A 24,483-nucleotide genomic window follows, 5' to 3' on the forward strand; every position below is an offset into this window, starting at 1 on the left:
GTTTGTCGCTTTACATTTAGCTTATCACTAAGCAATGTTTCCTAAAAAGTGTGTGTTTAAATTTCGATAAATAAGAGCCAAAAGGCCATTTTTACACCTTCTGCTGTGTTACCAACATTTTGTACTACTGTTCCATCTTAGGTGGAACAGAGTTCCAGTTGATATGGAACAATGTTCTAGCTTACATGTAACAGGGTTCCATCTTAGCTGTAACAAGGCAGAAGTTAAAAAAGCTGTCCTCTTAGGCTTTATTACGGGCTCTCGTTTATTCGTTAAACGCAAGATGTTTCATACGTAAACGCCTCCAAATCCATTCGGTTATTCGTCGTCACATACACTTACTCATTATTATATATGTGCGCATGCGAAAACGTTGCTTATGCGTAATGAACGCCTTGCAACAAACAGGTATGCTGATATATAACATCATGCAACATTGAAGGAATCAAAAAACGCGAGAGATTAAACTACGTTAAAAATGTCTTGTTCTAATCATGCGGTTTAAAAGAACAAAATCCGAGTCTTGCAGCATTAATACACGCTGAAGCAGCAATCAACCCTCTTCCAATATGGCGTTTGTGTATTCAACATATTATCACTATCTTTGCACAACTAGGCAATAGGTTCGCATACGGGCGATTAAAAGGGAATCGGGTGAAAATCCCGAACAGTCCCGCTGCTGTAAGTAACCTTTACTGGTCATAAACACTGTGCCACTGAACCCCACCAAGGGAAATTCGGGAAGGCGTTTGTGACCCGGTTACAAAGTCAGAAGACCTGCCATTGCCCTTTATCTTTAATTTAACCTCGAGGAAAGGTTATGAGATAAGAACTTGAAATATGCAGAGAGTACATTTCTTTTTGGTTTGTGCAGCGTTGTTCTTCGCTGCATCTGTCCATGGTCAGGATACTAAACGGCAGTTGGCATTAGACTCGGTACAACATGTACGCGAGATTGTTGTCGTGTCTAAGAATACCTTTCGCGAGGTTATTCCTTCGCAAAAACTTGACGGAGCTGCGCTTGAAAGACTTAATGCGCACAGTGTGGCCGATGCCTTGCGTTACTTCTCGGGGCTGCAAATTAAAGACTACGGTGGCGTTGGCGGACTGAAAACGGTTAATATACGTAGTATGGGCACCAATCACCTTGGCATTTTCTACGATGGAATTGAGTTAGGCAATGCCCAAAACGGACAAATCGACCTTGGTCAACTGTCGTTAGACAACGTGGAAGAGATAACCCTGTACAATGGACAGAAAAGTGCCATCTTCCAACCAGCTAGCGATTTCGGCAATGCAGGCTCTGTTTATATCCGCACTCGTACGCCTCGCTTCGACGTAAACAAACCTTTCAACCTTCGATTGAAAGCTGGACTTGCTTCTAGCGATACCTATCGGCTTTCGGGTTTGTGGGAAAACCGCCTTAGTCAAGCCGTTAACGCCTCGCTCAATGTGGGTTATCTTACATCTAGTGGCAAGTATCGGTTTCGTTATCTGCGCCACAACCAAGACCATTCTGTGGCCTACGACACGACGGTTATACGTCAAAACGGCGACATTTGGGCGTTGAGGGCTGAGGCAAATGTGCATGGTGTGATAGATCATGGCGCATGGAATTGGAAGGTTTACACCTATAATTCGCAACGTGGAATACCTGGGGCCATCGTTAACAACGTGTGGCGACGAGGTGAAAGGCAGTCAGACCACAACCACTTTTCGCAATTGCACTTTCAAAAGAGCTTCTCCGAGGCCATCTCCACACAGTGGCTGGCCAAATATGCTTACTACCACACCCACTATGTCAACAACGATCCAACTCAATTGCCCGTAGACAACACCTACAAACAACAAGAAGTGTATCTCTCTACGGCTAATGTGTTGGAGCTGATGCCCAATTGGTCGGTTAGTTTAAGTTACGATTTTAAGTGGAATAAGTTAGATTCCGATGCCCGTCTCTTTGTCTTTCCCCATCGTTTCAGCAACTTTATCTCGCTCGCTACTGCGATAGATTATCGTCATCTCAAGCTACAAGCCTCGGTTTTGGGCACATTCGTCAAAGACCACACACGTATAATGGTAGACGAACCCAGTCGTGGCGTGCTCTCCCCTGCCCTTTTCGTCAACCTATATCCCTTTTCCACCAAGGCGTTTTCTCTTCGTGCCTTTGCCAAGAAAAGCTTTCGCATGCCCTCTTTCAACGAATTGTATTACACCGAGATAGGCAATGCGCTGCTAAAACCCGAAACGGCCATGCAATATAACGTGGGAATGGTATGGGATAAAACCTATCCTACATCGTTGATTCGTGCTTTTAGACTGCAAATTGATGGCTATTTCAACAGTGTAAGCGATAAGATAGTGGCCTATCCCAAAGGTCAACAGTTTAGGTGGACCATGCTTAACCTCGGAAAGGTTCATATTAAGGGCGTCGACCTGCAAGCCGAAACAACCGTGAAACCCTCGCCTGAGTTGTCGTTTACGGGGCGGTTGCAATATACCTACCAACAGGCTAGGGACGTAACCAACCCTTCCGACTCGTATTATAAGCATCAAATACCCTACATTCCTTGGCATAGCGGTTCGGCCATTCTTGGTGCAACCTTTAAAGATTGGCAACTTAATTACAGCTTTATTTATGCTGGCAAACGCTACAACCAGCAAGAAAACATCGTGTATAACTACATGCCGGCATGGTATACCAGTGATCTCTCGCTTGTCTATGCCTTTAACTGGCAAAAACTTCGGTGCAAACTAACGGCAGAAGTTAACAACCTGCTTGCCCAAGACTACGATGTGATACTGAATTATCCCATGCCTAAGCGCAACTATGCTATCTCAATAGACGTCACCCTTTAACACCTGCAACAACAATGAAACGATTTTCGCTCTTCTATATCGCATACCTGATACTCGCGGTGGTTAGTTCGTGCCGCGAAGACTTTTACATTATCCCCTCTCAAAACCAAGATACGGGTGTTGCACCTACACGTGGCAATATTCTGGGCATGTATGTATTGAACGAGGGTAACATGGGTAGCAACAAGGCTTCGATAGACTTTTTAGATCTCGACGAGAATAAACCGACGGTACATTACCTACGCAACATCTACTCGGAACGCAACCCCAATGTGGTGAAAGAATTGGGCGATGTGGGCAACGACATCAAAATTTATGGCAGTAAGTTGTGGATTGTGGTTAATGTTTCTAACAAGGTGGAAGTGGCTACGGCAGATAGCTGCAAGCGTATTACGCAGATTAATATTCCCAACTGCCGTTACTTGGCCTTCAAAGATGGCTTCGCTTATGTCTCCTCGTATGTCGGTCCTGTGAAGTTTGATAAAGATGCACCTTTGGGAATGGTGTATAAGGTAGACACCGTAGACTTTAAGAAGAAAGATTCGGTGGTGGTTGGCTACCAACCCGAGGAACTTTGCATTGTCGATAACAAGCTTTACGTGGCCAATAGTGGTGGTTATCGCGCCCCTAATTACGACCAAACGTTGAGCGAAATAGACCTTACCACTTTTAAGGAGATAAGGAAAATAAAAGTAGGACTTAATCCGCACCATTGCCAAGTGGATCATTACGGGCAGATTTGGGTAACGTCGCGTGGTAACTACAACGATGTTCCGTCGCGCATTTATCGCCTTTACAAAGCGCGAAACCAACTTTATGAGGTAATGGACAGCATCGACACGCCCGTTTCGGGGCTTTCAATCGTTGGCGACTCCTTATATTATTATGGTACGGCATGGAACAATGCCACCGCTACAAACAACATCAGCTATGGGCTTATCAATGTAAGGACCCATAAAATCATCGATACCAACTTGTTTTCTGCACCTCAACTGAAGGCAATCACCATGCCCTATGGCATCATTGTGAACCCTGTTGAACGCGACTTTTACTTGATGGATGCCAAAAACTACGTGTCGAGCGGTAGCCTTTTGCACTTTAAGTCCGATGGAACATTTGATTGGTCGGTGCAAACTGGCGACATTCCCGGTCATGCCACATTCGTATATAAGTAGCGAACTTTTGAGTTTTTAGTTAATAAGTTTTGTGTTTTTAAGTCGATGAACACACAAACTCCATGTACAAAGAAACTCAAAGACTCAATAACTAACAAGCTCATCAACTCAATAACTCACAAACTCATAAACTCACAAAATATGAAAAAAGCTTTACTTCTTGTAGTTACTTTAGCGCTAACGGCTGCAAAAGTCACTGCACAACAGTTTTTCAAGCAGGGTAAGCTTAGTCAATATATCTACAAAGTAGTTGACTATTCACCCGCTCCTGGTCAGTTTGTAAACACGATGCCTGCATACGAAGAGGGCGACAATGCAGCCAAGATGGCACTGAAATGCACCGAGAGTCTGGCCAACAACAAACGAGTTTTGATTACGCTTGGTGCTTTTGGTGGTTCGGTAACGTTCCATTTCGACCATAGCGTGGCCAATATCGCAAATAAGAAAGACTTCATTATCGAGGGCAACGCCTTTCAAAACAGCAGCGAACCTGGCATTGTAATGGTGTCGAAAGACGTTAATCGCAATGGCATTGCCGACGACCCGTGGTATGAACTGCGTGGAAGTGTCGATGACGAAACGCCTAACAGGATGGTATATGGTTATGAAGTGACCTACACCTCCGCACCTATGCAAGACATTCCGTGGACAGATAACAAGGGTGGTAGCGGTAAAGTGGAGAGAAATAAGTACCATGCCCAGGAGTATTATCCCTTGTGGATGCCATCTAAAATTACCTATAAGGGCAGCCTTCTGCCTAAGAATGCCACACAAAACCCTGCTACAACCTTCTGGGAACTACGTGAATTTGCCTACGGATACGTAGACAACAAACCCAATACAGACAAAGATGCGAACAGCTTTGACATAGATTGGGCCGTAGATGTGAACAGAAAGAAGGTGAAACTCGACTTTATCGACTTCGTAAAGGTGTATAGTGCCGAGCAACAAATGGCAGGATGGTTAGGTGAAACCTCTACTGAGGTAGCAGGAGCTGAGGATTTGCACTTGGAAGAGTCGGTTGCAGCTATCAATAAGGCATTGGAGGGAAAGGTTGCCACCTTTGATGACGTAGATGTAGTACTAAATTCAGATGGTTATTATATTGGTGCAAGCAGCCCAGACCGCGAGGCAAAGACAAGTTTGTACACAAGTGGCAATTATCGTTTCGCAGTTACCAACATTCCTAAATGGAATTCCTGGAACGATTTCTCCATATCTAATCGCACGGCTACAAACTTTAAAGAGCTTTTCCCCGATCAGTTCAACTCGTGCGTTGGACATGGTTGCGACAACTCCGCCAATTATTGCGTGGCATACTTCTATGGCAAGTCAGCTCCCATTGAGGTGCTAGGCAAGCCCGAAGGCGATGTAGTTCGTGGACTATATGTAACCAACAGCGCTTACACACTTAGCTGTATCCTTAATGGTGACAATATGTCGAAGGGCGCAACAGGTAAAGATGAATTTGAAAAGGGCGATTGGCTGTTGCTCACCATTTGGGGAACAAAGGCTGATGGCAGTGAAACGAAGGCCGAAGTGTACTTGGCCGACTATCGTTCGAGCAACTCTGCCGAACATTATTACTTAGGTAATTGGCAATGGGTAGACCTTAGTGGCTTGGGCGCAGTAAAAGAATTGCGGTTCTCTATTACAGGATCGCGAAACAATAAATATGGTTTGACAACGCCTTCATACGTTTGTGTCGACAATATTAACGGCACCAACGATGGTAAGAGCGGTAAAGTGTACCACACAACAGGCATAGACAACTTGCCAACCACCGATACCGACAATCGCGAAGTGGCACGTTACACCGTTGATGGCAAGCGTATCAACGCTCCTGTAAAGGGCATCAACATCGTGAAATATGCCGACGGAACAACCCGAAAAGTAGTGGTGAAGTAGCAGTAATTTGCTACCCAAATGCGTACAAGTGGTTTGTAGTGCCACTACAAGCCATCTGTAGTGCCACTACCGATAAGTTGTAGTGTGGCTACAAGCGGTTTGTAGTCACACTACAAGGCTGTTTGTACTGCCACTACAAAGCAGCTTGTACTGTCACATTAACAAGTAGAAGGGTGAAAAAATGTCAGTTAAGGCGTGCCAAGATGTCAATTGGCGTTTTTGGCACGCTTTTCGTATAGTATAGGTCGAACGCCTAATTGTATGGCATTCCTTAAAAAGAGATTTAATTTAAAACTTAAATACAATGAACATTCAACCATTAGCAGACAGAGTGCTAGTTTTACCTGCCCCCGCTGAAGAGAAGGTGGGCGGCATCATTATTCCCGACACGGCTAAGGAAAAACCATTGAACGGAACCATCGTTGCAGTGGGTGAAGGCACGAAAGACGAGAAAATGATTTTGAAAGAGGGTGACAATGTGCTGTATGGCAAGTATGCTGGCACCGAACTTGAATATGAAGGTAAGAAATACTTGATGATGCGCCAAAGCGACGTATTGGCTATCGTGAAGTAAAAAGCTTTTTCTTTGTCCAAGTGGTGTGGGTTAATGGCGTGTAATGTCATGTTATTCTACCCCCAAGCACAGAATCAAAGGATTGGGCACTTACTCCTTATTATATATAACAACATAATAACGAACATAAAATGGCAAAAGAAATTAAATTCGATATAGAAGCACGCGACTTGCTTAAGAATGGTGTAGACAAACTGGCAAATGCAGTTAAGGTTACGCTTGGTCCCAAAGGTCGCAACGTGGTGATTGAAAAGAAATTCGGTGCACCACAGATTACCAAAGACGGAGTTACCGTTGCGAAGGAAGTGGAACTAGAAGATCACTTCGAAAACACGGGTGCACAACTCGTAAAGAGTGTTGCTTCGAAAACTGGTGATGATGCTGGCGACGGCACAACCACAGCCACCATACTTACGCAAGCCATCGTTAATGAGGGTTTGAAGAACGTAACGGCTGGCGCAAACCCCATGGACCTGAAGCGTGGTATTGATAAGGCTGTGAAAGTTGTTGTAGATTACATCCGTGAATCTGCCGAACAAGTAGACGACAACTACGATAAAATTGAGCAAGTGGCTTCGGTAAGCGCCAACAACGATCCCGAAATAGGAAAGCTTCTTGCTGATGCTATGCGCAAAGTTAGCAAAGACGGTGTTATCACCATCGAAGAAAGTAAGAGCCGTGAAACAAGTATCGGTATCGTAGAGGGTATGCAATTCGACAGAGGTTATCTCTCGGGCTACTTCGTTACCGATGCAGACAAGATGGAAGCGGTAATGGAAAACCCCTACATTCTTATCTACGACAAGAAGATTAGCAACCTGAAAGATTTCCTTCCCATCTTGCAGCCTGCTGCCGAAAGTGGTCGTCCGCTGCTCGTTATTGCAGAGGATGTAGACTCGGAAGCACTTACCACACTTGTGGTTAACCGTCTGCGTGGCGGCTTGAAGATATGTGCCGTTAAGGCTCCTGGCTTTGGCGACCGTCGTAAAGCTATGCTCGAAGACATCGCCGTGCTAACAGGCGGATTGGTTATCAGTGAAGAGAAGGGTCTTAAATTGGAGCAGGCTACCCTAGAAATGATGGGAACTTGTGACAAGGTGGTTGTTTCGAAAGATAATACCACTATTGTTAACGGTGCTGGTGAAAAGCAAAACATTGCCGATCGCGTGGCTCAGATAAAGAATGAGATTGCAAACACTACTAGCTCTTACGACAAAGAGAAGCTGCAAGAGCGTCTGGCTAAACTCTCGGGTGGTGTTGCTGTGCTCTATGTAGGTGCTAACAGCGAAGTGGAGATGAAGGAAAAGAAAGATCGCGTTGACGATGCGCTGTGCGCAACACGTGCTGCACTAGAAGAAGGTGTAGTTGCAGGCGGTAGCACAACCTACATCCGTGCTCTCGATGCATTGAAAGGACTCAAAGGCGATAATGCTGATGAACAGACAGGTATCAACATTGTGGAGCGCGCTATCGAAGAACCGCTTCGCCAAATCGTAATTAACGCAGGCGGTGAAGGTGCAGTTGTTGTGCAAAAGGTGCGCGAAGGCAAAGGCGATTATGGTTACAATGCTCGTACCGACGCTTTTGAAGACATGCGTAAGGCTGGAATTATTGATCCGGCTAAGGTTGCACGCGTGGCATTAGAGAACGCAGCGTCGATTGCAGGCATGTTCCTTACCACCGAATGTCTTATCGTTGAAAAACCATCAGATACTCCCGCAATGCCGATGGGTAACCCCGGTATGGGCGGAATGATGTAAGATAGTAACAAAAAGGCTCAAAAATGTGCCGAAACAGCTAAAAAAAGAGGCGTTTATCATCGGATAAACGCCCTTTTAGCTTTTCTTTGCATTGTTATTTTGCTTTTTTAAATAAAAATCCTTTGCAGTTTATCAATTCATGACTAAATTTGCAGATGAAAAGAAGAAGATACAATGGAGAAATCCATTTAAAGATATTTTTTTGATTTGTTTTAGTAGATTAGTTTTTAAGTAGTTTGTTTTGGAAATCGGTTGTCGGGAGACATCCGATTTTTTTAGTTGCATATTTTTCGTGCTTTTAGTCAATACCCCATAACTTTTTGCTACCTTTGTGTTCATGAAAATAAGAATTAACTGGAAACGCATCCTTGTGCTACTCCTTGTATCGGCAGGTTTGGTGTACATCACCAAGTCTTTCCTCATGTCTTTGGGCATATTTTTCCTGCTCTTTGCAGCTGATAGTATGCTGGCCAGATACGACGAGGATAGGAGAAGACGCAGACAAAGGGAAGAACACGAACAACAAGATTAGCAAACGAAGACGCACGAAATGGAGAAACTAGCTGAACTATACAAACGGTGGAAAGGTACGATTCCGGCCACAGTGGCACAATTGCCCGAGGCTGGAAGTAACCGAAAATATTACCGCTTGACCGATAGCGACGGTGAAAGCGTTATCGGTGTGGTGGGAAATAGTAGGGACGAGAACCACACCTTTATATACCTTACCAATCATTTTACGGAAAGGCGATTGCCCGTGCCACACATCTTGGCTGTGGACGACGATGAATTGCGCTACCTGCAAACCGACTTGGGTAGCACTTCGCTATTCGACGTGTTGCGTGGAGGACGTGAGTCGGGCGGAAGGTACAACATACATGAAAAACAACTGCTTACTGCCGTGATACGCGAACTGCCCAACATACAGATAAGGGGTGCGCGTGGACTGGATTGGCAGGTGTGTTATCCGCAACCCGAGTTTGATGTAGACAGCGTACTTTTCGATCTCAACTATTTCAAATACTGCTTTCTCAAGGCAACAGAGCTAGAATTTCACGAGCTAAAATTGGAAGCCAACTTCCGACTTTTCGCCAAGGACTTGACTTCGGAAAAGAGCGAGAGCTTTCTCTATCGCGACTTCCAGGCTCGCAATGTGATGCTCGATAGTAACGGCAAGCCCTATTTCATCGACTATCAAGGTGGACGAAAGGGGCCATTTTATTACGACTTGGCTTCGTTTCTATGGCAAGCAGCGGCCAAATATCCCTTCAAGCTGCGCCGCGAACTGGTTTACGAATACTACAATTCACTGAAAAACTATACAGAAGTACCATCGGTAAGGCATTTTGTGGAACGTTTGAGTCTCTTTGTCCTTTTCCGAACATTGCAGGTTTTGGGCGCATACGGGTTCAGGGGTTACTTTGAGCATAAGAAACATTTCATCAACAGCATTCCGCCAGCTATCGATAACCTACGCGAATTGCTTAAATTGAAGAAGTTCTTCCCCTACCCTTACATGATGGATATGCTGAGGCGATTGACCGAATTGCCCCAATTCGCCCACATCGAAGAACCTGCGCTAAGTCGTGCCGACGGGTTTAAGACGACTCCGCACACCGTATATAAGGCACACCCACAAGATGGTCCCGCTACCTTTTCTAAGTATGATGGCAAAGGACCGCTAGTGGTTAACGTCTATAGTTTCTCATATCGCAAAGGCATACCCGAAGATACATCGGGTAATGGCGGTGGATATGTGTTCGATTGTAGGTCTACCCACAATCCTGGACGTTATGAACCATACAAGCAATTAACTGGTCTTGACGAGCCCGTTATACGCTTTTTGGAAGACGATGGAGAAATTCTCAACTTCCTTGATGGTGTATATGCCTTGGCCGATCACCATGTGCGTCGCTACATCCAGCGCGGTTTCACCAACTTGATGTTCTGCTTTGGTTGCACGGGTGGTCAACACCGTAGCGTTTATTCGGCACAACATTTGGCCGAACATCTGCATAAAAAGTTTGGCATTGAGATTCATATCACCCATCGTGAACAAGATATCAGTTCGGTTTTGCCTGCTAAGAAGTGACGGAACACACCTTCCAACGACACCTAAAAGGCATGGCAAAACCTTTGCTGGGTGAAAAAATATCGCTAAATTTGCAACACAATAAAATACAAACAGCACGAGAATGATGCAAGCTATGATTTTTGCGGCAGGTTTGGGAACCAGACTTAAACCGCTTACCGACAGCATACCCAAGGCATTGGTTGAGGTTGGTGGAGAAACTTTGCTGCAACGCACCATCGAACGGCTGAAAGCTTGCGGAGTTAAAAGCATGGTGATAAACGTTCACCATTTTGCGCAAGCTATTGTAGACTATCTTCAAGCCAATGATAACTTCGGCGTGGAGATAGCCGTAAGCGACGAAACGCAACACTTGCTTGATACGGGAGGTGGACTGAAAAAGGCTGCCCATCTCTTTTCGTCCACCGCTAACATCTTGATTCACAATGTAGACATCATTAGCAATGTAGACTTGCAGGCGTTTTATACCCATCAAGAGCAGAGCGACGCATTGCTCCTTGTAAGCCAACGCGAAACAAAACGCTACCTGCTTTTCAATGATGACATGCGACTTGTGGGTTGGACGAACGTGGAAACGGGAGAAGTACGCTCACCCTACCCTAACCTCAATCCACAGACATGTAAGAAATTGGCCTTCGCTGGTATCCATTCGTTTTCGCCAAAGCTCTTCGAGAAGATGGAGAAATACCCAGACAAATTTGGTATTATTGATTTTTATCTCGACCAATGTGCCGACAATGACATCCGTGGATACCAACAAGAAGGCCTCCAACTGCTTGATGTCGGCAAGCTTAACACGCTAGAGCGTCTGCCAAAGCCCAAGGCTGGCAGTCTCGCCATCAGCGATGCAGACATCTTACAACATTTATATGCGCAATAAACAATAAGGGTCTTCGCCCCGTATACAAGCGATTGGAAACGAACGAAGGACCGAATTTCATACTCAACGACAACATGCAACAAAAGATTATCATCTTGGATTTCGGGTCGCAGACCACGCAACTAATCGGTCGCCGTGTGCGCGAGCTCGACACTTTCTGTGAGATTTTGCCCTATAACAAGTTTCCCAAAGACGATCCCTCCGTCATTGGCGTTATCCTTAGTGGCTCGCCCTACTCTGTTCACGATAAGGAAGCGTTTAAAGTAGACTTGAACGACTTTATCGGCAAATACCCCGTGCTGGGCATTTGTTATGGTGCGCAGTTTATATCGCATGCCAATGGTGGAAAGGTAGAGCAGACAGGAACGCGCGAATATGGTCGTGCCCACTTGCAAGAGATATGTCTAGACAACCCCTTGTTCGCTGGTTTCGAGCCAAACTCTCAGGTCTGGATGAGCCATGGCGACACCATTACCGCTATTCCTGATGGCTATCGTGTTATCGCTTCTACTAACGACGTTAAGTTTGCAGCATACGCCAGTGAGCAAAATCCCGTTTGGGCGGTTCAGTTTCATCCCGAAGTGTTCCACTCTACCCAAGGTAAGACACTCCTTAAAAACTTTGTTGTAGATATCTGCGGAAGTAAACAGCAATGGAGCGCGGCATCGTTTGTAGAGAGTACGGTGAACGAATTGAAAGAGCAATTAGGCGACGACCGCGTTATTTTAGGGCTTAGCGGTGGTGTTGACTCTAGCGTTTGTGCCGCATTGCTTAACCGAGCCATCGGTGATAAACTCACCTGCATCTTCGTAGATCATGGCATGTTGCGCAAAAACGAGTTCCAAAAGGTGATGGAAGCTTACAAAGGACTGGGCTTGAATGTAATTGGCGTTGACGCTAGCGACAAATTCTTCGCCGACTTAGAGGGTGTTAGCGATCCCGAACAAAAACGAAAGATTATCGGACGTGACTTTGTTGAGGTATTTAATGCTGAGGCTAAGAAGATAACCGACGCCAAATGGTTGGCGCAAGGCACCATCTACCCCGACCGAATAGAAAGCCTTAGCATCACGGGCATGGTTATCAAGAGCCACCACAACGTGGGTGGACTGCCCAAGGAAATGCACCTGAAGCTGTGTGAGCCCCTACAATGGCTGTTTAAAGACGAGGTTAGGCGCGTTGGATTGGAAATGGGTATGCCCCAACGGCTTATCAAACGCCACCCCTTCCCCGGTCCTGGGCTTGCCGTTCGTATCCTTGGCGACATCACGCGCGAAAAGGTTCGCATTCTGCAAGAGGCAGACGACATCTACATTGAGAACATGCACAACTACATTTGCGAAGATGGCGAAGAACTATACGACAAGATATGGCAGGCGGGAACGGTTCTGCTATCGTCGATTCGCAGTGTAGGCGTGATGGGTGATGAACGTACTTACGACCATCCTGTGGCATTACGTGCCGTGACTAGTACCGACGCCATGACCGCTGACTGGGCTCACCTACCCTATGACTTCATGGCAAAGGTGTCTAACGAGATTATAAATAAGGTGAAAGGCGTAAACCGCGTATGTTACGACATATCGTCGAAACCGCCTTCGACCATCGAATGGGAATAAAGATACAGGTGTTAGGCTAATGCCTCGCTGACTGTAATAAGATAAGGAGTGGGTTCTGGTTAAGTTCGAACCCACTCCTTTCTATGTGCGTACATGCAAAACATCTGTCGCAGGTGTGTGCGTTTCGTTATTTATGCGTACCTTTGCCTTTGTAAAAAGTTACACATGGCAAAGACATTCACTACATTTGGTAATTCGTCTGACGAGTTTCGGCGCGACGAATTGGTACGCAAAATAGAACATGCACTGCAAGAGCTCACCCTTGGCGAACTCGAAGCGTTGTATTACGATATGATTTCGAAGGACTATCTAAGAGATTAAGGTTTATGAAAACGAAAAAGAAGAAGGAAGAACAGATTCTTATCCGCATTACAGGACAAGACCGACCAGGACTTACCGCCTCTGTAATGAAAATCCTCGCACGCTACGATGCACAGATATTAGATATTGGCCAGGCAGATATTCACAGTTCGCTGTCGTTGGGAGTACTTATCCGCATTGACGACAAACACTCAGGTCAGGTGATGAAAGAGCTTCTTTTTAAGGCCACCGAACTGAATGTGCACATCGGATTTGAACCTATAGGCGACCAGCAATACGAGGATTGGGTTCACGGTCAAGGTAAAAATCGCTATATACTTACCCTTATTGGCCGTAGTCTTTCGGCCAAACAGATTGAGGCCGCCACTAAGGTGATCTCATCGCAAGGGCTTAACATCGACTCCATTCTTAGGCTAACGGGTCGTATCAGCATTATGAATCCCGATAAGAACGTGCGCGCCTGTATAGAGTTTTCGTTGAGAGGAACGCCACAAGATCGGTCGACCATGCAGAAACAACTAATGACGCTCTCTGCTGAAATGGGTATCGACTTCTCGTTTCAGAAAGATGACATGTATCGTCGTATGCGTCGTCTAATCTGTTTTGATATGGATTCTACCCTAATTCAGACAGAATGTATCGATGAATTGGCCATGCGTGCTGGTGTGGGAGATAAGGTAAAAGCCATTACCGAAAGTGCTATGCGTGGTGAGATAGACTTTAAGGAAAGTTTTAGAAAGCGCGTCGCGCTACTCAAAGGCCTTGATGTTGGGGTGATGAAAGACATTGCCGAACACATGCCCATTACCGAAGGGGTAGACAGATTGATGTCGGTGCTGAAACGTTATGGCTACAAAATTGCCATATTAAGCGGTGGATTTACCTATTTTGGTGAGTTCTTGCAACGCAAATATGGCATCGACTACGTATATGCCAACGAATTGGAGGTTGACGATAATGGAAAGTTGACTGGTAATTATGTTGGAGAAATAGTAGACGGACATCGCAAGGCGGAGTTGCTGAAACTTATCGCGCAAGTGGAAAGAGTACATCTAGCACAGACCATTGCAGTTGGAGACGGAGCGAACGACCTGCCCATGATTTCCGAAGCAGGTCTTGGCATTGCTTTTCATGCCAAACCGCGTGTCGTGGCCAATGCCCAACAGTCTATCAATACCATCGGCCTAGATGGTGTGCTCTACTTCCTTGGCTTTAAAGATAGTTACATCAACGCCTAAATAAACATTAGGAATAAACACAAAAACGGCCAATCATGTGATGTGATTGGCCGTTTTTGTCGGGGCGACAGGATTCGAACCTGCGACCGCCTGGTCCCAAACCAGGAGCGCTACCGGGCTGCGCTACACCCCGAGTCGCAAAACCTATTGTTGTTTTGCGGTTGCAAAGGTACTACTATTTGTTGGGTACTGCAAATATTTGTTTAACTTTTTATGATACCCAAGTCGACAAATATCTTCTTTAAGATTTGTACTCCACGTTCCACTTGCTCTTCAGTGTGTGTTGCCATAAGTGCCATACGCACCAACGTATCTTGTGGAGCGCAAGCTGGCGGAATAACGGGATTGATGAAAACACCTGCTTCGAAGGCCAACTTGGTTACGAGGAAAGTCTTCTCTACATCGTGAACATAGAGCGGAATGATAGGGCTTTCGGTGTCTCCAATCTCAAAGCCTTCTTCCCTAAAACGACGTAGCGCATAGCGTGTTACGTTCCAAAGCTTCTCAATGCGTTCGGGTTCTTGTTGGATGATGTGCAAAGCCTCGAGTGCTGCAGCAGTTGCAGCAGGTGAGTTAGATGCGCTGAAGATATACGAACGGCATGTATGGCGCAAGTAATTGATGGTATCTGCATCAGATGCGATAAACCCACCGATGGAAGCAAGGCTCTTCGAGAATGTTCCCATGATAAGATCTACCTCGTCAGTAAGGCCAAAATGATCACAAACGCCACGTCCATTTTTACCGAAAACTCCAAGACTGTGGGCCTCGTCCACCATAACCGAACAATTGTACTTATGCTTCAAGGCGACAATCTCTGGCAATTTGGCTAAGTCTCCTTCCATAGAGAACACTCCATCCACAACAATTAGTTTTACAGCTTCGTAAGGAAGCGACTTGAGAATGTTCTCCAAGTCCTCCATATCGTTGTGTTTGTAGTGCAGTTGTTTGGCGAACGACAATCGTCTTCCGTCTACAATACTGGCATGGTCGCGGTCGTCGCAAATGATATAATCACCTCTTCCAACCACCATAGCCAATACACCTTGATTAACAGAGAAGCCCGTAGAGAAGCATAGCGTATCGTCCTTGTGCATGAACGTAGCCAATTCTTTCTCTAATTCCACATGCAAGTCTAGCGTTCCGTTAAGAAAACGGCTTCCGGCACAGCCCGATCCATACTTGTCTAGTGCGTCTTTGGCAGCTTTTACTACCCTTTCGTCTCCCGTTAATCCGGTATAGGCGTTTGAGCCGAACATCAAAACATGATGGCCATCCATCTCTACTTCAGTTCCCTGTTTGCTCGTTATCTCGCGAAAATAGGGATAGACACCCGCCTTAATATATTTTTGCGGCTCACGATACGCCTTGTATCTTTCTTGTAATTGTCCCATTTTAAATAGGTAAAAGAACTTTTTGTTTGTTTATCAGAGTGCAAAGGTACGAAAAAATACAGCAAAACGCCCATTTTTTCAAAGAAATCGGCCTTAAGAACGTTTTTCCTTTGTTGCGTGCTTTTATCGAATGATTTTTATTATCTTTGCATTAAGGCATGGACAACGCCTTAGAAAGCAAGGATTAAAACCTGTCTAGAAACCACAAACGAAACGGAATGAGAAAGAAAATTGTGTTCATCATGAACCCCATATCGGGGTCGGGCAGCAAGAAAGGTATTCCCGAGGCAATTGACAAATATATTAACACGGAACTTTTCGACTACGAAATACGAACCACCGAATATGCTGGGCATGCTTGCCACATAGCCACTGAGGCTAAAGAGCAAGGGGTAGATGTGGTAGTGGCTGTTGGTGGCGATGGTACCGTTAACGAGGTGGCGCGTGCCATTGTTGAGTCTAACACAGCGTTGGGCATCATTCCTTGTGGGTCGGGTAACGGGTTGGCACGCCATCTGATGCTACCCATGAACGTCAAGAAGTGCTTGCAGGTAATAAATAAGTGCGAAATACACAGTCTAGACTACGGAAAGATCAACGAACACTGTTTCTTTTGTACCTGTGGAATGGGTTTCGACGCCTTTGTTAGCAAAAAGTTTGCCCAGGCAGGTAAACGTGGTCCAATTACATACGCAGAGAATATTCTACGCGAGGGACTGAATTATCAGCCCGAAACTTACGAAATTGAAGACGAAACGGGTGTACATCGCTACAAGGCATTCCTTATTTCGTGTGCCAACGCATCGCAATATGGCAATAACGCCTACATTGCTCCCCGAGCTTCGATGAGTGACGGATTGCTAGACGTAATTATTATGGAACCTTTCGACTTGCTCGATGCGCCACAAATTAGTCTCGACATGTTCAACAAAACGCTCGATAAGAACTCAAAAATAAAGACTTTTAGGTGTAAGGAACTAAAAATACACCGAAAGAACGAGGGCGTCATACATTTCGACGGCGACCCTGTTGAAGCGGGAAAAGACATCGTTGTGTCGTTAAAAGAAAAAGGAATTAAGGTGATCGTGAATCCTGATGCCGACAAGTCGCTACGAGAACCTAACGCCTTCCAATCTATTGCGGCCTCTCTTTTCAACGATCTCAACGACATGCGCCGAGTCCTTAACAAGCGAAGTCAAAAACTGGGAAAAGTTATCCAGCGTAAGCTCACAAGATAAGTGGAGCTTGTTTTGGTTCTTTTTCATTCTCTAAAAGCATCTTGATTCTGATCTAATACAATATTCATCTACTGCTTTCGTAAGTTATTTAACTGGCGATGAGAGTTTGTGTGTTTGATTTTCAATAAGTTGTATTAACCTCGCGCGCGTATTAAATAACGTGAGTGCTCTAAGTATATTAGATCGGTAAAATCATGCCTGCAAAATGATGTTTACAATATCAATTGTTTTTTGAGTGAACGGCAAGCTTGTGTGCTACTTAAACAGTGTAGCATAGCTTCAAGAAAAGGTGTTAACTTGCATCTTGACTTGCATTTGTCGGTGCAGACAAGTTGGTGGGAAGACCTTGTGGTTGAATTATACGTGTCGGATTTATACCATGCATCCGTGCAGGTATGTTTCTTTGACCTTATACAGACAACAGCTTTAAAACAAACAAAAGGGTGAGAGCATGTCCGTTTTTAGGACAACTCTCACCCATTTTTATTAGAAAGGCATAAAGCCTAGATGCAGTTTAGGCTTCCGTTTCCTCGTCTTTGCTCCAATCTTCTTGCGATTTACGAACGTAACTCTTGTAGCGAAGCTTGGCCATCTCTTCAGCAGCCTTGAACAATTCTTCGGCTTCTTCGGGATAAGCTTTCTTTACTGAGAGATAACGAACCTCACCTAGCAGGAAGTCGTGGAACTTGCTCCAGTCTGGTTCTTTAGAGTCGAGTGTGAAGGGGTTCTTCCCTTCATCGGCCAACAATGGGTTGTAACGCCACAAGTGCCAGTAACCAGCAGCAACAGCGTTGGCTTCTTCGGCCTGACTCTTACCCATACCTGCCTTCAAACCATGGTTGATACATGGTGCGTAGGCGATGATAAGCGATGGACCTGGATAAGCTTCGGCCTCGCGAATGGCTTTAAAGGTCTGCGCTTGGTCAGCACCCATTGCCACCTGAGCCACATAAACGTAGCCATAGGTTGTGGCCATCAGGCCAAGGTCCTTTTTGCGGATGCGCTTACCTTGTGCAGCAAACTGAGCGATAGCACCTAGTGGTGTAGCTTTAGAGCTTTGTCCACCCGTGTTAGAGTAAACCTCAGTGTCAAGAACAAGGATGTTTACGTCTTCGCCCGAAGCGATAACGTGGTCTAGACCACCATAACCGATGTCGTAAGAAGCACCGTCGCCACCGATAATCCATTGTGAACGCTTAACGAGATAGTGGTCGAGCGTCTTCAATTCGGCACAAGTCTCACAACCTTTGGCAGCACCAGCTTCGATAAAGGGTTTGAGTTTTGCACTCGATTCCTTAGAAGCGTCTGCGTCGTCTTTGGTGTTGATCCATTCGGTGGCAGCTTCCTTAAACTCGGCAGGTACCTTATCATTAGCCAAGAGGTCAGAAAGCAGTATCATAATACGCTCGCGCATCTTCTTGTTACCAAGTGCCATACCCATACCAAACTCGCAGAAGTCCTCGAATAGCGAGTTATCGAAGGCAGGACCTTGACCAGCCTCGTTGGTGGTGTAAGGCGTTGAGGGGATTGAAGCTGAGTAAATAGACGAACAACCCGTTGCGTTGGCAATCATTTCGCGGTCGCCATAGAGTTGCGAAACAAGCTTAACGTAAGGTGTTTCACCACAACCGGCACAAGCACCAGAGAATTCGAAGAGTGGCTTAGCAAACTGCGAGTTCTTCACATTGCTCTTAATGTCTACCAAATGTTGCTTGCTCTTAACGTTCTTAGCGAGGTAATTCCAGTTGGAAATCTGCTGCTCGTCGTGCGTGAAGGGTACCATGGCCAATGCCTTACCGTTCTTGTTGCCAGGACAAACATCGGCACAGTTTCCACAACCAACGCAATCGAGCACGCTCACTTGAATGCGGAAGTTCATGCCAGCCATTGGCTTGGGAACTTTCATTTCGAGTGTGGCATCCTCAAAGCCCTTCATCTCTTCCTCGTCGAGAACGAACGGACGGATACAAGCATGAGGACAAACGTAGGCACATTTGTTACATTGGATACAGTTTTCAGCAGTCCACTCGGGGTTGAAGGCTTCAACACCACGCTTTTCGAAGGCTGAAGAACCGTTGGACATAGTACCGTCAACCATGTCGTAGCGTATGAAGTCGGACACTTTGAGTAAGTCACCCGATTGTCCGTTGATGGGACGTACAATTTCCTTGATGTATGCGGGTACGTCTTCTTCAACAGCCACGGCATCGTCTACAAGGTTAGCCCAAGCGGGATCAACTGCAAGCGTTTTGTATTCACCACCACGGTCTACGGCTGCATAGTTCTTATCAACTACGTCTTGTCCCTTGTTGCCATACGACTTAACGATGAACTTCTTCATTTGTTCGATGGCCAAGTCTACGGGGATAACCTCTGTGATGCGGAAGAAGGCACTCTGCAAGATGGTGTTGGTGCGGTTGCCCAGTCCAATCTCTTGTGCAATCTTCGAGGCATTCATATAATAAACAGTGATGTTGTTCTCGGCGAAGTAGCGTTTGATGCGGTTGGGGATGAATTTAACCAACTCGTCGCCCTCGAAGATGGTGTTCAGCAAGAACGTACCATTCTTTTGCAGACCGCGAATAACGTCGTACATGTTCAGGTAAGCCTGTACGTGGCAAGCCACGAAGTTGGGCGTGTTAACCTGATAAGTAGAGCGGATAGGCGAATCACCGAAACGCAAGTGCGAACAAGTAAAGCCACCCGACTTCTTCGAGTCGTAAGAGAAGTATGCTTGACAGTGTTTATTGGTGTTATCACCAATGATCTTAACCGAGTTTTTGTTAGCTCCAACCGTACCGTCAGCACCTAGACCGTAGAATTTAGCTTCGAAAATGCCCTCGCCTCCCATAGGAATTTCAGGCACAGCGGGCAGCGAAGTAAACGTAACATCGTCTACGATACCCACGGTAAAGTGATTCTTGGGCACTTCCAGTTCGAGGTTGTTGAATACGGAGAGAATTTTTGCGGGTGTGGTATCCGAAGAACCCAATCCATAACGTCCACCAACGATAAGCGGTTTGTTCTCTACATCGTAGAACGCGCTCTTTACATCGAGGTATAGAGGTTCGCCTTCTGCACCTGGTTCTTTAGTGCGGTCGAGCACGGCAATGCGTTTAACCGTCTTGGGAACGGCTGCTAGCAAGTGCTTCACAGAGAAGGGACGATAGAGGTGAACCGAAATCATACCCACCTTCTTACCTTGCTTCATCTGATAGTCGATGGCTTCGCGAGCTGCTTCGGTGGCCGAACCCATCAAGATGATGATGTTTTCAGCGTCTTCAGCACCATAATAAGAGAACAGATGGTATTCGCGACCCGTTATTTCCGAAATCTTACCGAGGTATTCTTCAACTACTTCGGGAATGTTATCATAATGCTGGTTGCACGCTTCACGATGGGTAAAGAACGTTTCGGGGTTTTCGGCCGTACCACGAGTAACGGGGCGTTCGGGCGAAAGGGCACGATCGCGGAAGCGTTTGATGTCTTCGGGATTTACCAGCTTGGCAATCTCGTCTTGGTCTATCAGTTCAATCTTCTGATATTCGTGCGATGTACGGAAACCGTCGAAGAAGTTTACGAAGGGAATGCTTGTGCGAAGTGTTGCCAAGTGAGGAACAGCCGTGAGGTCCATCACCTCTTGTACCGAGCCCGAACAGAACATGGCGAAACCTGTTTGGCGACAAGCCATAACGTCAGAGTGGTCGCCGAAGATACAAAGGGCGTGCGAAGCGATGGCACGAGCCGACACGTCGAACACGCAAGGCAGCATTTCGCCGGCAATCTTGTACATGTTTGGTATCATCAGCAGCAAACCCTGGGATGCCGTAAAGGTGGTGGTAAGCGCGCCAGCTTGTAGCGAACCGTGCATAGCACCTGCCGCACCGCCTTCCGATTGCATTTCTTGAACCATTACCGTCTGCCCAAATAGGTTCTTCCTACCCTTTGCAGACCACGTATCTACGTGCTCGGCCATGGGCGAAGACGGGGTGATGGGATAGATGGCAGCAACCTCAGAGAACATATAGCTCACGTGAGCGGCGGCCTCGTTACCATCACATGTGATAAACTTTTTTTCTTTTGCCATTTGAATAAAATATTAATTAATGTATTTGTATTTAATAGAGAAACCCGAAAAGCCAAAGGGGTATTTTGTTGTCTTTTCCCACTTCAGTGTTATATCGGGCATAAATGGTATCGTTATTATATCTAACCTTGTTCGTTCCTCTGGCATCGCAAATGCGAAATTTTCTCTTCTCGTCCACGATATAGAATTGTTCCTTATTGCCTTGGTTCACCAGATGGTCTTTCCAAAGTGCATTGACGAAGAACGTTTCCATAGCAACCTGTTCGTCACCCACTATCGGATAGATTGTGTACATCAAGTTCGGGTTGTGCATCATTATCTTAGAAGGCTTCTTAGGAAAGTCATCTCCCACAAGATACATCATGTTGATGAGTCGTGCATCGGCCAAATACTTGATGTAATTCATCACCGTTGCCCGGCTTGTCTCTATGTCTTGGGCAAGCTGGCTGATGTTTGGAGCCTTCGTTGGGTTGAGCGACAATAAGTAGAATAGTTTCTTTATTTTGGTGAGATACTTTAAGTCTATCTGCTTAATGAGCAAAATATCCACCTCGGTCATCATGTTCATCGTCTTAAGCAGGTTCTCCGAAAAGTTGCGCTGCTCTAAAAAGAATGGATAAAAGCCATGGTGGATGTAGTTGCGGAAATGTTGCGAAGGACTTATCAAGGGTAATATTTCCTTCACAATATTCTCGTGTTGCGAGAGGATTTCGTCTAAACTATATGCCTTAAAGTGGTTTCCTGTGATGATGTTGAGATACTCCCTGAACGAGAAACCACGCAGATTGTAGCTTTTCACGATGCCATTAAGCTCAGGGTTCTCGTCTTTGAGCCGCATAACGCTCGATCCCGTGAAGATGATTTTCAGTTCAGGATATCTGTCGTAGCACTTACGCAGTTCCGAACTCCAATCTGGCTGCTTGAAAACTTGGTCGATGAGCAACACCTTTCCACCGTGATTAACGAAGTCGGCAGCAAAGTCTGCGATGCCACGGCTTTGGAAATAGAAGTTGTTCATGTTGATATACAAGCATTGCCTATCGCCTCGGGCAAACTTCTCTTTGGCATATTGTAGTAAGAATGTGGTCTTCCCCACCCCACGTGTACCCTTAATGCCAATCATACGGTCGTCCCAATCAATCTCATCCATCAGGGTGCGACGCAATGTGGCATTGGTATGCTCCACAAGGTAAGCGTGAGTGCGAAAAAAAGCCTCCATAGTTTATACTACTATATTTAAGCGATTAAAAACCATGCAAAGATAACATATATTTATCAGATTTGCAAACTCTACCTTACAAAACAAATGATTTAAATCATCTTTTTTAGGTATTGCCTGCTTGCTCAATCGAAAAGATGCTCTTGCAGCATAAAGTAGGTATCTCCAAACATAAGTAAATGGGTAGAAATAGGTGTGTCATGTGTTTGTTTGCACGAATAAATTAAAGTTTTAAGTTTATTCGCAAACTTTTCCATTATTTCTTTTGGCGAATAAAAAAAATACTTATCTTTGCCCCATTGTTACTAACCATAAACACATAGATTAATATGTCTGAACACAAAAGAAACACATTGAGCGAGGTATTCAGATTTAAAAGGTTTGCCTTGTTCGCTTTGGCAGTGTTAGTCACGGCCATTTTGTGGAACTTGCCCTCAACTGCCTTCGGCATAGAAGGGCTAACGGTTATCCAACAGCGCGTGATAGCGATCTTTGCTTTTGCCACTATCATGTGGGTGACAGAGGCTATCTCCTCGTGGGCAACTTCGGTTACGCTCATCGGTGCATTGCTATTCACCACGTCTGACAATGCCTTTCTCTTTTTCCGAACAGGCATCGACAAGTCGGAATTGTTGCACCACAGTGCTTTAATGGCCACCTTTGCCGATCCAATCATCATCCTTTTCTTGGGTGGTTTCATGTTGGCAATCGCGGCAACAAAGTCAGGCTTAGACGTGTTCTTAGCTCGCGCTTTGCTCCGACCCTTTGGACGAAAATCCGAAATGGTGCTTTTGGGATTCATCCTCATTACGGGTGCCTTCTCCATGTTCGTTTCTAACACGGCCACGGCAGCCATGATGCTCACCTTTCTCACGCCTGTGTTCAAGGCATTACCACCCGAGGGCAAGGGGCGCGTGGCTCTAACGTTGGCCATTCCCGTAGCTGCGAATATTGGTGGTATGGGTACGCCTATCGGTACACCTCCCAATGCCATTGCCCTGAAATACCTCAACGATCCCGACGGACTAAACCTTGGACTGGGTTTTGGCCAATGGATGGCGTTTATGTTACCGCTCACCATTATTCTTTTGCTCATCGGATGGTATCTGTTAAAGACCTTCTTCCCCTTCAAGAAGAAAGAAATAGACCTGCATATTGAGGGTGAGGTGCATCGTGGATGGCGCACACCAGTGATAGCCGTTACCTTCTGCCTAACCGTTCTTTTATGGATGTTCGATAAGTTTACGGGTGTAGGAGCCAACACTGTGGCTATGTTGCCCATCTCTGTGTTTGCTTTAACGGGTGTTGTTAAGGCAAAAGACCTACAAGAAATAAACTGGAGCGTTATATGGATGGTAGCGGGAGGCTTTGCTTTAGGTCTTGCGCTCAACGAATCTAAGTTAGCCGAATTAGCCATTAAGAGCATACCATTCGGCAGTTGGTCGCCTTTGGTTATCCTCATCATCTCTGGAGTGATATGCTACATCCTCTCCAACTTCATCTCTAACACAGCTACGGCTGCCTTGTTGGTGCCTATCCTCGCTGTTGTTTGTAAAGGTATGGGTGACAGTCTTGTAGGAATTGGTGGCACGCCTACCGTACTTATCGGTATCGCCATCGCTGCTTCCACGGCTATGTGCTTACCTATCAGTACGCCCCCCAATGCCATTGCCCACTCCACAGGTCTTGTTCACCAGAACGAGATGATGAAGATAGGTCTTGCCATTGGTGTTATTGGTCTTATATTAGGCTACATCGTCCTCTTCGTTGTGGGTAAGGCTGGACTGATATAAAACACGTCAGCAACACAAAAATATAAACTCGTGGCAGGCGATGCTTGAAATACAAGCGTCGCCTGCCGTTGTTTGTTGTGTATGGAAATCAACTTTGACGGTATATTTAAGATAACTGTTAATTATTTGTTAATCAACTTGTTGTGTTGATTTGGTAAACTTTAAGTTTGTAGAAAGAAAAGTTACTGACTTAAATGCTCAATTCTTTGATATCCCAAAGTGACAGTCTTAAGCCCCATTATATTAATTGAACTTATGGGTAAGCGCATATACATCCTACCCCATAAATTCTTTTCGCGCTTATACTTCCACTAAAGCACAAGTGGGAA

16 protein-coding genes, 1 tRNA gene and 1 riboswitch are annotated in these 24,483 nt (G+C 45.6%); of the genes, 13 read left to right on the plus strand and 4 right to left on the minus strand.

The genetic code is table 11. The annotated features are described in order from the left end of the window. Positions 1-603: 603 nt before the first annotated feature. Positions 604-799: riboswitch (cobalamin riboswitch) on the plus strand. Between the two features lie 41 nt (positions 800-840). The 11 genes from F453_RS0101295 (at position 841) to serB (ending at position 14,423) form a co-directional block, all read left to right on the plus strand. Then, the gene (locus F453_RS0101295; protein ID WP_025789813.1) at positions 841-2,856 is read left to right on the plus strand and encodes a TonB-dependent receptor plug domain-containing protein; all 2,016 of its coding nucleotides are present in this window, start codon (positions 841-843) and stop codon (positions 2,854-2,856) included. Between the two features lie 14 nt (positions 2,857-2,870). After that, positions 2,871-4,031 carry a YncE family protein gene (locus F453_RS0101300; RefSeq protein WP_018966377.1) on the plus strand — a complete coding sequence of 387 codons (1,161 nt, stop codon included), beginning with the start codon at positions 2,871-2,873 and terminating at the stop codon, positions 4,029-4,031. A gap of 141 nt (positions 4,032-4,172) precedes the next feature. After that, on the plus strand, positions 4,173-5,939 hold the full coding sequence (locus F453_RS0101305) for a DUF4465 domain-containing protein (RefSeq protein ID WP_025789812.1): 1,767 nt from the start codon (positions 4,173-4,175) through the stop codon (positions 5,937-5,939). Positions 5,940-6,243: 304 nt separating this feature from the next. Next, complete coding sequence (locus F453_RS0101310) at positions 6,244-6,513, plus strand: co-chaperone GroES (protein WP_009235450.1); 270 nt, start codon at positions 6,244-6,246, stop codon at positions 6,511-6,513. A 131-nt stretch (positions 6,514-6,644) separates the two neighbouring features. Further along, positions 6,645-8,273, plus strand: coding sequence for a chaperonin GroEL (gene groL / locus F453_RS0101315; RefSeq protein ID WP_018966379.1), 1,629 nt, complete (start codon positions 6,645-6,647; stop codon positions 8,271-8,273). 337 nt (positions 8,274-8,610) lie between these two features. After that, a complete protein-coding gene (locus F453_RS0101325; RefSeq protein ID WP_018966381.1) occupies positions 8,611-8,805 on the plus strand; it encodes a hypothetical protein in 195 nt (64 codons plus the stop codon). 18 nt (positions 8,806-8,823) lie between these two features. Next, a complete protein-coding gene (locus tag F453_RS0101330) occupies positions 8,824-10,365 on the plus strand; it encodes a RapZ C-terminal domain-containing protein (RefSeq protein ID WP_009235453.1) in 1,542 nt (513 codons plus the stop codon). A gap of 103 nt (positions 10,366-10,468) precedes the next feature. Then, positions 10,469-11,245 (plus strand): sugar phosphate nucleotidyltransferase, encoded by a 777-nt coding sequence (locus F453_RS0101335; protein ID WP_018966382.1) that lies wholly within the window; start codon positions 10,469-10,471, stop codon positions 11,243-11,245. Between the two features lie 74 nt (positions 11,246-11,319). After that, entirely contained in the window at positions 11,320-12,864 is a 1,545-nt protein-coding gene (guaA, locus tag F453_RS0101340) for a glutamine-hydrolyzing GMP synthase (protein WP_026292405.1), read from the plus strand. Positions 12,865-13,029: 165 nt separating this feature from the next. Then, a complete protein-coding gene (locus F453_RS15780; protein WP_009235456.1) occupies positions 13,030-13,185 on the plus strand; it encodes a hypothetical protein in 156 nt (51 codons plus the stop codon). 5 nt (positions 13,186-13,190) lie between these two features. Continuing rightward, the gene (gene serB, locus F453_RS0101350; RefSeq protein WP_018966384.1) at positions 13,191-14,423 is read left to right on the plus strand and encodes a phosphoserine phosphatase SerB; all 1,233 of its coding nucleotides are present in this window, start codon (positions 13,191-13,193) and stop codon (positions 14,421-14,423) included. Between the two features lie 59 nt (positions 14,424-14,482). Here the strand turns inward: serB and F453_RS0101355 are convergent. Then, a tRNA-Pro gene (locus F453_RS0101355) sits at positions 14,483-14,556 on the minus strand. A 70-nt stretch (positions 14,557-14,626) separates the two neighbouring features. After that, positions 14,627-15,817 (minus strand): serine palmitoyltransferase, encoded by a 1,191-nt coding sequence (gene spt / locus F453_RS0101360; RefSeq protein ID WP_018966385.1) that lies wholly within the window; start codon positions 15,815-15,817, stop codon positions 14,627-14,629. A 218-nt stretch (positions 15,818-16,035) separates the two neighbouring features. Between spt and F453_RS0101365 the strand changes: the two genes are divergently transcribed. Continuing rightward, positions 16,036-17,055 carry a diacylglycerol/lipid kinase family protein gene (locus F453_RS0101365; protein ID WP_018966386.1) on the plus strand — a complete coding sequence of 340 codons (1,020 nt, stop codon included), beginning with the start codon at positions 16,036-16,038 and terminating at the stop codon, positions 17,053-17,055. A gap of 514 nt (positions 17,056-17,569) precedes the next feature. Here the strand turns inward: F453_RS0101365 and nifJ are convergent. Then, positions 17,570-21,142, minus strand: a complete 3,573-nt coding sequence (gene nifJ, locus F453_RS0101370) for a pyruvate:ferredoxin (flavodoxin) oxidoreductase (protein WP_018966387.1) — start codon at positions 21,140-21,142, stop codon at positions 17,570-17,572. Positions 21,143-21,173: 31 nt separating this feature from the next. Then, positions 21,174-22,361, minus strand: coding sequence for an ATP-binding protein (locus F453_RS0101375; protein WP_018966388.1), 1,188 nt, complete (start codon positions 22,359-22,361; stop codon positions 21,174-21,176). Between the two features lie 329 nt (positions 22,362-22,690). On the opposite strand from F453_RS0101375, the gene F453_RS0101380 reads away from it, so the two are divergent. Beyond that, positions 22,691-24,154, plus strand: a complete 1,464-nt coding sequence (locus tag F453_RS0101380; RefSeq protein WP_018966389.1) for an SLC13 family permease — start codon at positions 22,691-22,693, stop codon at positions 24,152-24,154. The last annotated feature ends 329 nt before the right edge of the window (positions 24,155-24,483 follow it).

It is taken from the genome of Hoylesella loescheii DSM 19665 = JCM 12249 = ATCC 15930, assembly GCF_000378085.1.
Classification (GTDB): Bacteria; Bacteroidota; Bacteroidia; order Bacteroidales; family Bacteroidaceae; genus Prevotella; species Prevotella loescheii.

Bases quoted from the DNA above. Each gene is read 5' to 3' on its own strand.
- F453_RS0101295 (WP_025789813.1), top strand. From the start codon at position 841: ATGCAGAGAGTACATTTCTTTTTGGTTTGTGCAGCGTTGTTCTTCGCT.
- F453_RS0101300 (WP_018966377.1), top strand. From the start codon at position 2,871: ATGAAACGATTTTCGCTCTTCTATATCGCATACCTGATACTCGCGGTG.
- F453_RS0101305 (WP_025789812.1), top strand. From the start codon at position 4,173: ATGAAAAAAGCTTTACTTCTTGTAGTTACTTTAGCGCTAACGGCTGCA.
- F453_RS0101310 (WP_009235450.1), top strand. From the start codon at position 6,244: ATGAACATTCAACCATTAGCAGACAGAGTGCTAGTTTTACCTGCCCCC.
- groL (WP_018966379.1), top strand. From the start codon at position 6,645: ATGGCAAAAGAAATTAAATTCGATATAGAAGCACGCGACTTGCTTAAG.
- F453_RS0101325 (WP_018966381.1), top strand. From the start codon at position 8,611: ATGAAAATAAGAATTAACTGGAAACGCATCCTTGTGCTACTCCTTGTA.
- F453_RS0101330 (WP_009235453.1), top strand. From the start codon at position 8,824: ATGGAGAAACTAGCTGAACTATACAAACGGTGGAAAGGTACGATTCCG.
- F453_RS0101335 (WP_018966382.1), top strand. From the start codon at position 10,469: ATGATGCAAGCTATGATTTTTGCGGCAGGTTTGGGAACCAGACTTAAA.
- guaA (WP_026292405.1), top strand. From the start codon at position 11,320: ATGCAACAAAAGATTATCATCTTGGATTTCGGGTCGCAGACCACGCAA.
- F453_RS15780 (WP_009235456.1), top strand. From the start codon at position 13,030: ATGGCAAAGACATTCACTACATTTGGTAATTCGTCTGACGAGTTTCGG.
- serB (WP_018966384.1), top strand. From the start codon at position 13,191: ATGAAAACGAAAAAGAAGAAGGAAGAACAGATTCTTATCCGCATTACA.
- spt (WP_018966385.1), bottom strand. From the start codon at position 15,817: ATGGGACAATTACAAGAAAGATACAAGGCGTATCGTGAGCCGCAAAAA.
- F453_RS0101365 (WP_018966386.1), top strand. From the start codon at position 16,036: ATGAGAAAGAAAATTGTGTTCATCATGAACCCCATATCGGGGTCGGGC.
- nifJ (WP_018966387.1), bottom strand. From the start codon at position 21,142: ATGGCAAAAGAAAAAAAGTTTATCACATGTGATGGTAACGAGGCCGCC.
- F453_RS0101375 (WP_018966388.1), bottom strand. From the start codon at position 22,361: ATGGAGGCTTTTTTTCGCACTCACGCTTACCTTGTGGAGCATACCAAT.
- F453_RS0101380 (WP_018966389.1), top strand. From the start codon at position 22,691: ATGTCTGAACACAAAAGAAACACATTGAGCGAGGTATTCAGATTTAAA.